The sequence below is a fragment of the Rhodococcus sp. P4_C10 genome (assembly GCF_056402135.1).
This window is the reverse complement of sequence record NZ_JBFUHZ010000045.1, coordinates 16482-27156: the sequence shown is the minus strand read 5'-3', so window position 1 is coordinate 27156 and position 10675 is coordinate 16482. Positions and strand designations below refer to the sequence as shown.

Below are 10675 nucleotides of genomic sequence, written 5' to 3'. Positions count from 1 at the left end.
GTGGTCGCGGTCGCGGCCGGCGTGGGTGCCGCCGCGCTCGGCGCCGGGGCGCTGTGGTTCCGGGCCCGCCGGGACGCGTGACCGCGCCGCCCGGAACTGACTGTGCGGTGAGGGCGTCCGCCGTGTCCGATTGGAAGTAGGGCCGCCGGTCCCGGGATACTGGCCCGATGCAGTCCGCCCATCACCTGCTGACCACGGCGTCACACCTGTCGGTTACCGGCCGTTGGGCGCTGGTCGCGATGCTGGTGGTCGGTGGGCTGGGCGTGGTGGGGCTGCTGGTCGCGGTCGGCCGGATGCGCCTGCGGGCCCTGGCCGTGGTCGCGGCCGCCACCGTCGCCGGCGCAGCCGGGATCGCCGTCACGGTGTGGGCGGCCTACCGGCCGTTGCCGCTGCAACTGTCGGCGTGGGGCTGCGTCGCCGTCGCCGCCGCGTTGCTCGGGATTCTCGCGGCCGTCGCCGTGCTCGCCCGGGGCCCGCGTCCCGGGCGCGCGATCGTGGCTGCCCTCGCGGCGGCGGCGGTGTGCGTGTCCGCCGCCGGCGTCGTGAACCGGGACACCGGCAGCTTCCCGACGCTCGGTGCCGCCGTCGGTCATCTGCAGCCGCCGACCGTCCACGTCGTCGACTTCGCGGCGGTGCCCGGGCCTCAACCGCGGGTCCAGTCGGGGTGGCCGACGTCGCGGGTCTGGCAGCCGCCGGTGCGGCGCACCGCGGACGGCGTCCTGACCCACGTGGTGATCCCGGGGCCGGCGTCCGGGTTCTCGGCGCGGCCTGCGCTGGTGTACCTGCCGCCGGCCTACCTGGACTCGCCCCGCGCGTTGCTGCCGGTGCTGGTGCTGGTGGCGGGGAACCCGGGCAGCCCGGACGACTGGCTCGGCAACGGGCTGGCCGACTCGGTGACGGCGTTCGCCGCCGCGCACGACGGACTCGCGCCGGTGGTGGTGGTGCCCGACGCGCTGGGCGCCCAGGACGCCGAGCCGCTGTGCCTGGACTCGCACCTGGGCAACGTCGACACGTACCTGGCCGTCGACGTGCCCGCCTGGATCGGGCAGAACCTGCAGGTGGACACGGACCCGCGGGCCTGGGCGATCGGCGGCTACTCGTACGGCGGGACCTGCTCGATCCAGTTGTCCGCCAACCATCCCGGCGTGTACCCGACCTTCCTGGACATCTCCGGCCAGGACGAGCCGTCGCTGGGCGATCACCCCGGCACCGTCGCGGCCACCTTCGGCGGGGACGAGGCGGCGTTCGCCGCGGTCAACGCCCGGGACGTACTGGCCCGACGCGGGTTGCCGGGTGTGGCAGGCGTTTTCGTGGCCGGCGCGGACGACGAGGAGTACCGGCCCCAGCAGCGGCGGATGTACGACGCGGCACAAGCGGCCGGTCTGGACGTGCGCTACTACGAGCTGCCGGGCGGGCACACCGGTCAGGTGTGGGCGCCCGCGCTGGCCGGCGAGCTGGACTGGCTGGCCCGGCGGACCGGCCTGCTGGCGGCGTCGGACTGATCCGCACCGCAGCGGTTCGGACCCTCGCGACCCATTCCGCCGCGCCACGGCGGTCGCGCGGGTGGGGCACGATGGTCGGATGTCGGTTTCTCAGGGGACGTTCGCCCGCGCGACTGGTGCCGTCGCCGTTGCGGCCGCGGCAAGTCGTGCCACCGGTTTCGTCCGGACCCTCGCGTTGGCGGCCGTGCTCGGGACGGCGGCGGTCGGGGACGCGTACAACGGCGCCAACAGCATGCCGAACATGGTGTACGAGCTCCTCCTCGGCGGGGTGATGAGTAGCGTCCTCGTCCCGGTACTGGCGCGTGCACGGCTTCGCGGGCGGGCTCACTCGCGCCTGTTCACCCAGCGAATTCTGGTGGCGACGGTGATCGCCGCGGCGGTGGTCACGGCCCTCGCGGTGGTGTGTGCGCCGCTGTTGGTGTCCGTCCTGGTGTCGGAGGGGGAGCAGTCGCAGTTGGCGACCGCGCTGGCGTACCTGCTGTTGTTCGAGATCTTCTTCTACGCGCTTGCGGCCACGGTGACCGCGGTGTTGAACGTGCGGGAGAGCTACGCGCCGGCCGCCTGGGCACCGGTGCTCAACAACCTGATCGTGCTGGCGACGGTCGGGGTCTTCGCCGCGCTGCCGGGTCCGGTGACCTTGTCGCCGTCGTCGATGACCACCGCCCAGGTCCTGGTCCTGGGGCTCGGGACCACCACGGGGATCGTGGGGCAGGCGGTGTGGTCGGTTGCGGCCCTGCGGCGCAGCGGCTTTCGGTGGAGCTGGCGGGTGCGGCCCGTCCCGTACACGTGGCGTCCGATACGTGTCGGCACGAGGCTGCTCGGCTGGGTCGTCCTGTACGTCGCGATCAGTCAGGTCGGTGTGGCAGTCGTTCTCAGGGTGGCCTTCAGTCACGGCGGGGTGTCCACGTACACCTACGCTGACCTGCTGTTCCAGGTGCCGTACGGCATCCTCGGGGTGTCCCTGCTGACCGTGCTGATGCCTCGTATCGCCCGCGCGGTCGCGGCCGGCGATCGCGCGGCGCTGGTTGCCGACATGGGTCGCGCCGCCCGGTACTCGATGGTCGCGCTGGTCCCCGCGGCAGTCGCGATGACCCTCCTCGGGCCGATGCTGACCACGGTGATGTTCGTCGGCCGTGTCGACATCGATGCGGCACGACTGATCGGCAACGCGTTGGCCTTGTCGGCCTTCGGGCTTCCGCCGTTCGCCCTCGTCATGTTGCAGTTGCGGGTCTTCTACGCGGACAACGACATGCGAACCCCGACACTGGTCAACCTCGCGATGGTGGTCACGAAGATCGGCGTGGTCGCACTCGGTGTCGGCTGCCTGCCCGACACGGCGATTGTCGTGATGCTGCCGGTCGCGGGTTCCCTGTCCTACCTCGTGGGTGCCGTCAGCGGCCATCTGATCCTCCGGCGCCGCTACGGTCTGCTCGGATTCCACACTGTGCTCGAGACCTTCGCCCGGTCACTGTGGGCGTCGATTGCTGCCGGCGGGGTATGCGTCATCGTGGTCGGGGTCTCCCACCACCTGCTCGGCAACCCGCGCGCTGCCGCGGCGGCGACGCTGGCCGCCGTGATCGTTGTCGGGGTGCCGACCTTCCTCGTCGCGGCGCAGAAGATCGGCATCCCGGAGGTCCGCCATGCCAGGGTGCTGCTGAGTCGATGACCTGACCGCCAACCTGGCTGGGTGACTCCGACATCCGGAGCGGATACCGTCGATTCCTCGTGAATCATGGTCCGGCAGAGGTGAGTTCGACGCGCGACCGTCCGCTGTCGGGCGTGTCGTTCCCGGCTGCCCCGCGGAATCGGTTAACTAATTGTCTTGCCAATCGTTAGGTTACCCGTGTAATTTTCTCGACACCGCAAGAGGGCTGTGCGGGACGGCGCGCGAGCGCACCGACGAAGGAGTTGCCAACATGATTCAAGAACTGTCGTACATCGGCATCGGCTCGCCGCGGTCCGAGGAGTGGCGGACCTACGGAACGGGACTTCTCGGTGCGATGCTCGCCTCGGACGGACCGGACGGCGCGGTCCGACTCGCGGTCGACGACATCAACTACCGAATCGCGGTCCACCCCGCGACGCAGGACGAGTTCCGGTACGCAGGCTGGGGGATGGCCAACGAGACCGACCTGCACGAGTTTGTCGACCATCTCGAATCCCGTGGGGTCGCGGTCCGCTCGGGCGAAGCCGGCCTGTGCCAGGAGCGTGAGGTGGCGGAGCTGGCCTGGTTCGAGGATCCGTGGGGGATACGGCACGAGCTGACCTGGGGGAAGGCCGCGACACCCCTGTCCTTCTCGGCCGGCCGGACCATGCGTGGTGGATTCGTCACCGGCGACCAGGGTCTCGGGCACGTCGTGTTCCAGGTGCCGGACATCGAGGAGGCCAACCGGTTCTACGTCGACGTCCTGGGATTCCGGCTGTCCGACCGGATCACCACGAAGTACGTCGGTGTGCGCTTCTATCACGTCAACGGCCGGCATCACTCGCTCGCACTGTCGGAGTATCCCGGCCACGTGGGTTTCAACCACCTGATGCTCGAGGTCGAGCACATGGACGACCTGGGCAGGATGATCGACCTGGTCGACGAACATGACGTCGACGTGATGCAGTCGCTCGGCCGGCACACCAACGACCTCATGACCTCGGTCTACATCGGAAGCCCGTCGGGCCTGCAGATCGAGTACGGGCACGGCGGTCTCACGGTCGACGACCTGAGCTGGGTCGCGCGTACCTACAACCGGCCGAGCTACTGGGGGCACAAGCTCTCCGACGCCGCGAAGTCGCGGGTCCCGGGGATCGTGAAGCCGATCGCCGTAGACGGCCTCGTCGCGGCGGCGGCCGGGGGTGCGCCGCGGTGACGCCGCCCTATCGCGTGGAGATCACGGCGTCCGCGGCGTCGTACACGCGGGCCGCAATCCTGTTGAGGGACGCGAGGTCCTGGGCGGAGAGACCGCCGAACACCGCGGTCTCGACGTTGTCGAGCGCACGATCCGCGTCGATCAGCGTCTCGAAGCCGGCGGCGGTGATCGTCACGATCTGACGACGACGGTCCGCGGGATCGCGCTCCCGGACGACGAGCTCGCGGTCCTGCAGTCCGTCGAGGTAGGACACGATGTCGGCGGGGTTGACCACGACTCGCAGTGCGAGTTCCTTCTGATTGCACGGACCGGCCTCGTGCAGCGTGCTGAGAATCGCGTGCTGATTGGGTAGTAGTCCGGCCGCTGTCAGGGTGTCCGCATAACACTGGCGGACCTTCATTGCCGCTCTGACCAGGGCGTATCCCGGACGGTCGGAGAGTCTGGGAGTGCTGGCAGGGTCCGACGAACTCATGGCGTCACTATAGGACACCTAAATTCTGGGTGTCCCAACTGTTTGTTGACCATGTGAATGGCTCGTCGAATTGATGGCAGGGCAGACGGCTCTGCGCTTCCGGCGAGAGTCGGCCGGCGATCGACATCCCCTGTCGCCGCGCCGGTCCTGGCGAGGGCCGGCGAGGTTTCTGTCCGGCATGTTTCCGAGTGCCAATACGTCACCCGGTCGCGGACGCCCGTATGATTCAGGCGACACTGCGCAGGCAGTATTTTTAAACAGTAAAGAGAACCTATTCCTTTGTTCAAGGCGCCGCCCAGGGCGGTGCCCGTGCATGTGGTCCCGTGCTCGAATGAGCGCGGGCCGGAACCTGCAGTTCCGCATCGAGACAGTGATCGAATCGAATACTGAGTGCAACCGAATTGAGGAGTAGGGAAGGATGACCGCTTCCGAAAGCGACGCGATATTCAAGACCCTTTTGGAATCCGCCAAGCGGTTGTCCTTCGATTCACGGAGTCCGCTGGTCTGCCAGGCCGAACCCGGCGACGACGAACGTCACGGCATGACACCGGAGTGGTCGCCGCTCTTCGGCACCCCGATGTGGGACGCCATGTCCGAGGCGGAGCGCGTCCGACTCACCAGAAGCGAAGTGGCCCAGTTCCTGGGCGTCGGCATCTGGCTCGAGGTGGGCCTTCAGGTGGCATTGCTGAGGGCGAGCCACAGTGCGAATCCGGCACGACCTGACGTCAAGTTCCTCTTCAACGAATGTGCGGACGAGAACCTGCACTCGTTGATGTTTGCCAACGCCGTCGAAAGCATCGGATCGAAGTTCTATCCGCGTGACCGCATGCTGGACTTCTTCGGCTGGGTGTTCCGCCACATCGCCTGGGACGAAGTGGCGTACGGCGTCGTCCTCGCCGGTGAAGAGATCTTCGACGTCATGCAGCGTGACTGGATGACGAGCGACGACGTCGCCGCACCCATTCGCCGCGCGGCCTACATCCACGTTGTCGAAGAGTCCCGGCACATGGCGTACGCGCGTCAGAAGATCCGTGATCGATTGATCGGGATCTCCCGCTTCCGACGCTTTGTGAGCACGCTGATCATCGCGGTGGGAACGCACCTGGTCGCCAAGGGGCTGGTCAATCGACGGGTGTACGACGCCCTCGGTCTCGACTGGGACGTCGTGAGGTCGAATATCGACGGAAACGAACACCACCGCATCATGTTCCGCAGGGCCGCGGAGCCGTTCATCGAATTCCTGAGCAAAGAAGGACTGCTGAATTTCGGCGCTCGATGGATCTACCGAAAATCAAACCTTCTCTGAGCAGGAGTCGTCGTGACCCACGTCATTTTGGGGAATTGCTGTAAGGATGCCTCGTGCGTGCGAGTATGCCCGCAGAACTGCATTCATCCCGCCCCCGGCGAGGACGGCTTCGCCTCCGCCGAGACGCTTTTCATCGACCCCGACTCGTGCATCGACTGCACCGCATGCGTCGAGGCCTGCCCGGCCTCGGCCATCAAACCCGAGCATGCGTTGACCCCGGCCGAGCGCCCCTACGCCACCCGCAACAGGGAGTTCTTCGCGCAGATCCCCGCCGTGCCGCGCCCCCGACCGCGCGCCGTCTTCGAACTGCCGCTGGCAAGCCCGAGCGACAGGCTCGAGGTCGCCGTGGTGGGGTCGGGGCCGGCTGCGATGTACACCGTTCGCGAGCTCCTGCGGCGATCGACGTCGATCCGTGTCACCGTCTACGAGCAGTACGACACCGTCGGGGGCCTCCTGCACCGGGGTGTGTCCCTCGACCACGTCGGGGTGCGCGCGATGATCAGGCTGTTCGACGTGCCGTTCCGCGACGACCGCGTCACGATCGTGCACGACACCGAAGTCGGCGTGGACATCTCGATCGACGAACTCCGGGCGAGGTTCGACGCCGTCGTTCTCGCCTGTGGGGCCTCGCAGCCGCGCCAGCTCGGGCCCGCCTCCGCCGGCGGCGGAATCCGCCAGGCCATCGACATCCTGGTCGCCGAGAACTGCGGGTCCGCGGGGTTTCCCCCGCCCGCGCCTGCCGGACCCGCGTGCATCGTGATCGGCGCGGGGAACGTTGCCTTCGACATCGTCCGGTGGGTCGCGAAGAACCGCCGCCGAGCTGCCGCGGGCGAGCAGGTCAGAGAACTGGTGGTCCTGTCCAGGTCGGCTCCGGCGGGAGCCTCGTTCACTCCGTCCGCGTTCTACGAGCTTCTCGACCTCGAACACACCGAGGTGCTGATCGACGGCGCGGGTAGCGCGCCCCGCGCCGGCGCGGACAGTTCGCTGCTGCGCGACCTGTCGCGCCTGCCTTCCGCCGACGTCCACGGCATGCGCGGGCTGCCGGCCGACGCCACGGGCCCCCTGCGCGTCGTCTTGTCGTTCGGACAAGAGGTGGCCGACCTCGCACAGACCGACCTGGGCGCCGTCGAGGTCACGACGACGGCCGGTCGTGCCTTCCGCGCGAACTCCGCGATCTGCGCCACCGGGTTCACCACCAAGCGGATCGACGGTGTCCCACTGGACACCCGCGGGGTGGTGCCCAACCGGCGGGGACAGGTGATCTCCCACGACACCGGCGAACCGGTCGAGGGACTGTACGTCGTCGGCTGGGCGAAACGAGGCGCGTCCGGCGGCGTCGGCGACAACCGCACCTGCGCGGCCGAGACCGTGACACAACTCGCGACGGACCTGCGCTCGCGGGTGTGACCTCCGGCGATCACCACGCCCATCGGTCCGGGTACGTGTCCTTGTTCAGTCCTCGTCGTACTTCACCCAGAAGCGCGCACGCAACCGGTACCGGATCCCCTCGTCCAAGTCGCACCGCTGCATCACGTCGGACGCGTCGAGCAGGAGTGCGCGGTCGATGTCGCGGGGTATCGACGGCTTCGCACGCTGGAGTTCGAGCTTGTCGTCCGCAGTGGCGCTCTCGTGGAACGAGGCGAGAACCCGCATCACGACCTCGTCGATCAGTGGATCTTGCTCCGTGTCGTCGCCGTATCCGGGCAGCACCTGGGCGGGGGATCCGCTCGAGACGCTGTATGCGAGCGCACTCGTCGGCGGCCCGGATCAGGTGCCGGCTCACGCCATGGGACTTGCCGCGCACTGTGGGCACGGCGAGCAACACGACCTGGACTCCGTGTACCTGAGCCTCTTCGACTGCTTCAGTGCGGTCGTCGTCGCCCGAGACAAGGAAGAACACGTCGGATGCGCCGTTGCGCGCGTGGGCCACGAGGTCGAGGCCGATGCGAAGGTCGACCCCCTTCTGCTCGCCGTTGACGCCGAACCGTCCGAGCCGGAGCTTCACCTTTGCGAGCTCGCCGATGCGCTCCTGCTGCACATCGGGGACGCCGTTTCGGGCCGAGTCGTACCAGTGCACCCGCAGCACCGGCAGGCATGACTTCGGCGAATTCGCTCGGCCACCACTACAACTCGTAGGTGTCGCAGTGGTGGGGCAAACGGGGGGCGGTGGGGTCAGGCGTCGAGGTCGGCGGCGACCAGCTTGGCCACCGCGTCGACGGCGGACTGGTCGTCGCTGGTGACGGTGACCTCGACGCCCTGCGTCGCGCCGAGGGTCATGATCATCAGAGCCGAGCCGGCGTCGACCGGGTCGCCGCCGGTCACCGACAGGGTGACCGGGACCCCGGCCGAGGTGACCGCTTCGGCGATGACGGCGGCGGGGCGGGCGTGCAGGCCGATGGACGAACCGACGGCGACGGTGGTGCTGGGCATGGTGTGACCTTTCCTCGGTGGAGATTTCGATGACGGGACTTGCGGGTTCGGTTGCGGGGCAGGCGATCAGGCTGCGACGGGGACGAGTTCGTCCGCCGACTCCGGCTCGCCGCGCCGGCGGAGGAACTGCTTCGCCAGCACCACCGCGACCGCGGCGACGACCATGCCGGCGAGGATCGAGATCAGGAACCAGGCGATGTTGCCGATCGCGAACAGGACGAAGATGCCGCCGTGCGGGGCGCTGAGGGTGACGTCGGTGGCCATGATCAACGCCCCGGTCACCGCGCCGCCCGCCATCATCGACGGGATCACCCGCAGCGGGTCGGCCGCGGCGAACGGGATGGCACCCTCGGAGATGAACGCGGCGCCGAGGAACCAGGCCGCCTTGCCGTTCTCCCGCTCCGCCTCGCTGAACAGGCCCGGCCGGATGGTCGACGCGAGTGCCATCGCCAGCGGCGGCACCATGCCGGCGGCCATCACCGCGGCCATGATCCGCAGGGTCGCCGGGTCGGTGACGCTGAGCCCGGCTACGGCGAATGCGTAGGCCGCCTTGTTGACCGGGCCGCCGAGGTCGAAGCACATCATCAGGCCGAGGATGATGCCGAGCGCGACGGCGGAGCTGCCGGACAGACCGCCCAGCCAGTTGGTCAGGCCGCTGGTGATCGCGGCCAGCGGCCGGCCGAGCACCATGAACATCAGCGCGCCGACGGTGAGGGTGGCGAACAGCGGGATCACCACCACCGGCATCAGGCCGCGGAGCACCTGCGGCACCCGGAGCCGGCCGATCCACAGCGCCGCGAAGCCCGCGATGATGCCGCCGACCAGACCGCCGATGAAACCGGCGCCGACGAAGACCGCGACCGCGCCGGCGGTGAAACCCGGTGCGAGGCCAGGCCGGTCGGCGATGGCGAAGGCGATGTAACCGGCCAGCGCCGGGACGAGGAAGCTGAACGCCAGCGAGCCGAGCTGGTAGAGCACGGCGCCCAGGTAGGTGCCGAGCCCGCCGTCGGGCAGGTTCCACAGCGAGTTGTCGAGGACGATTTCCTTGGCGCCGCTGGAGATCTCGTACCCGCCGAAGAGGAAGCCGAGCGCGATCAGCAGGCCGCCCGCGGCGACGAACGGGATCATGTAGCTCACGCCGGTCAGCAGGATCTGGCGCAGCCGGGTGCCCCAGCCGACGTCCGAGGCCGCCTCGGCGGTGTCGGTTCCGGCGGCGGTGCCGGCCACCCGGGCGGCGGACGGGTCGTCGGCGGCCCGCACGGCCTCGGCGAGCATCACGTCGGGCTCGTTGATGGCGCGCTTGACGCCGGACGCGACGACGGGCTTGCCCGCGAAGCGTTCCCGGCCCTTGACGCCGACGTCGGTGGCGAAGATGACGGCGGCCGCGCCGGCGATCACCTCGGGGCTCAGCGACGTGCCGCCGCTCGAGCCCTGGGTCTCCACCCGCACCGGGACCGACGCCCGTTCGCCGGCCGCGACCAGCGAGTCGGCGGCCATGTAGGTGTGGGCGATGCCGGTGGGGCAGGCGGTGACCGCGACGACGTAGCGCGCGGAGGTCGACGGTGCGGCGGGGACGGGCGTCGGTGCCGCGGGTGCGGGGGCCGGTGCGGCCTGCCCGGGCACCTCGAGGCCGAGCGCCTCGTGCACCAGCGCCACCACCGCGTCGGCGTCCGGGGCCGCGCGCAGCGACGCGACGAACTCGGGCCGCACGAGCGCGCGGGCCAGTCCGGAGAGCAGCTTCATGTGTTCGGCACCGGCGCCCTCGGGCGCGGCGATGAGGAAGACCAGGTCGGCGGGACCGTCGGGGGCGCCGAAGTCGACCTTCGGCTGCAGCCGTGCGAACCCGAGGGAGGCGGCGGTGACGGCCGCGCACCGGCAGTGCGGGATGGCGATGCCGCCGGGCAGCCCGGTCGCGGACTGCGCCTCGCGGGCCAGGGCCGCCTCGCGCAGGGCGTCGACGTCGGTGGCGCGTCCGGCCCCGGCGAGCCGGGCCGCGAGTGAGCCGATGACCGCCTCCGTGTCGGCGCCCAGGTCGGCGTCGAGGGCGATCAGCTCGGCGGTGATGATCGCCGGGGAATCTGCGGTGGGAGTGGACATGTCGGGT

The 10675-nt window shown here is 69.5% G+C and carries 8 protein-coding genes and 1 pseudogene; 5 read left to right on the top strand and 4 right to left on the bottom strand.

Annotation, left to right across the window (positions count from 1 at the left end):
- Nucleotides 1-167: 167 nt before the first annotated feature.
- From AC1DWC_RS22305 to AC1DWC_RS22295, 3 genes are all read left to right on the top strand, one after another.
- Nucleotides 168-1502 (top strand): alpha/beta hydrolase, encoded by a 1335-nt coding sequence (locus AC1DWC_RS22305; RefSeq protein ID WP_477911564.1) that lies wholly within the window; start codon nucleotides 168-170, stop codon nucleotides 1500-1502.
- Nucleotides 1503-1581: 79 nt separating this feature from the next.
- Entirely contained in the window at nucleotides 1582-3168 is a 1587-nt protein-coding gene (murJ, locus tag AC1DWC_RS22300; RefSeq protein WP_477911562.1) for a murein biosynthesis integral membrane protein MurJ, read from the top strand.
- Between the two features lie 250 nt (nucleotides 3169-3418).
- Nucleotides 3419-4363: a VOC family protein gene (locus AC1DWC_RS22295; RefSeq protein WP_477911560.1), complete on the top strand. Its 945-nt coding sequence runs from the start codon at nucleotides 3419-3421 to the stop codon at nucleotides 4361-4363.
- A gap of 7 nt (nucleotides 4364-4370) precedes the next feature.
- On the opposite strand, the gene AC1DWC_RS22290 is transcribed toward AC1DWC_RS22295, so the two are convergent.
- Nucleotides 4371-4835 carry a MarR family winged helix-turn-helix transcriptional regulator gene (locus tag AC1DWC_RS22290; protein WP_477911558.1) on the bottom strand — a complete coding sequence of 155 codons (465 nt, stop codon included), beginning with the start codon at nucleotides 4833-4835 and terminating at the stop codon, nucleotides 4371-4373.
- 418 nt (nucleotides 4836-5253) lie between these two features.
- Between AC1DWC_RS22290 and AC1DWC_RS22285 the strand changes: the two genes are divergently transcribed.
- Together AC1DWC_RS22285 and AC1DWC_RS22280 are read left to right on the top strand one after the other, a co-directional pair.
- Complete coding sequence (locus AC1DWC_RS22285; RefSeq protein ID WP_477911556.1) at nucleotides 5254-6141, top strand: AurF N-oxygenase family protein; 888 nt, start codon at nucleotides 5254-5256, stop codon at nucleotides 6139-6141.
- Between the two features lie 12 nt (nucleotides 6142-6153).
- Nucleotides 6154-7548 carry a 4Fe-4S binding protein gene (locus tag AC1DWC_RS22280; protein WP_477911554.1) on the top strand — a complete coding sequence of 465 codons (1395 nt, stop codon included), beginning with the start codon at nucleotides 6154-6156 and terminating at the stop codon, nucleotides 7546-7548.
- Between the two features lie 45 nt (nucleotides 7549-7593).
- Here the strand turns inward: AC1DWC_RS22280 and AC1DWC_RS22275 are convergent.
- From AC1DWC_RS22275 to AC1DWC_RS22265, 3 genes and pseudogenes are all read right to left on the bottom strand, one after another.
- Nucleotides 7594-8233: pseudogene (locus tag AC1DWC_RS22275) on the bottom strand (NYN domain-containing protein).
- An 80-nt stretch (nucleotides 8234-8313) separates the two neighbouring features.
- A complete protein-coding gene (locus AC1DWC_RS22270; protein ID WP_477843501.1) occupies nucleotides 8314-8571 on the bottom strand; it encodes an HPr family phosphocarrier protein in 258 nt (85 codons plus the stop codon).
- A gap of 66 nt (nucleotides 8572-8637) precedes the next feature.
- Entirely contained in the window at nucleotides 8638-10668 is a 2031-nt protein-coding gene (locus AC1DWC_RS22265; RefSeq protein WP_477911552.1) for a PTS fructose transporter subunit IIABC, read from the bottom strand.
- Nucleotides 10669-10675 lie beyond the last annotated feature (7 nt).

What these genes read in the sequence shown, in the direction of transcription:
- AC1DWC_RS22305 (WP_477911564.1), top strand. Translation starts at nt 168, where the DNA reads ATGCAGTCCGCCCATCACCTGCTGACCACGGCGTCACACCTGTCGGTT.
- AC1DWC_RS22295 (WP_477911560.1), top strand. Translation starts at nt 3,419, where the DNA reads ATGATTCAAGAACTGTCGTACATCGGCATCGGCTCGCCGCGGTCCGAG.
- AC1DWC_RS22270 (WP_477843501.1), bottom strand. Translation starts at nt 8,571, where the DNA reads ATGCCCAGCACCACCGTCGCCGTCGGTTCGTCCATCGGCCTGCACGCC.
- AC1DWC_RS22290 (WP_477911558.1), bottom strand. Translation starts at nt 4,835, where the DNA reads ATGAGTTCGTCGGACCCTGCCAGCACTCCCAGACTCTCCGACCGTCCG.
- AC1DWC_RS22265 (WP_477911552.1), bottom strand. Translation starts at nt 10,668, where the DNA reads ATGTCCACTCCCACCGCAGATTCCCCGGCGATCATCACCGCCGAGCTG.
- AC1DWC_RS22285 (WP_477911556.1), top strand. Translation starts at nt 5,254, where the DNA reads ATGACCGCTTCCGAAAGCGACGCGATATTCAAGACCCTTTTGGAATCC.
- murJ (WP_477911562.1), top strand. Translation starts at nt 1,582, where the DNA reads ATGTCGGTTTCTCAGGGGACGTTCGCCCGCGCGACTGGTGCCGTCGCC.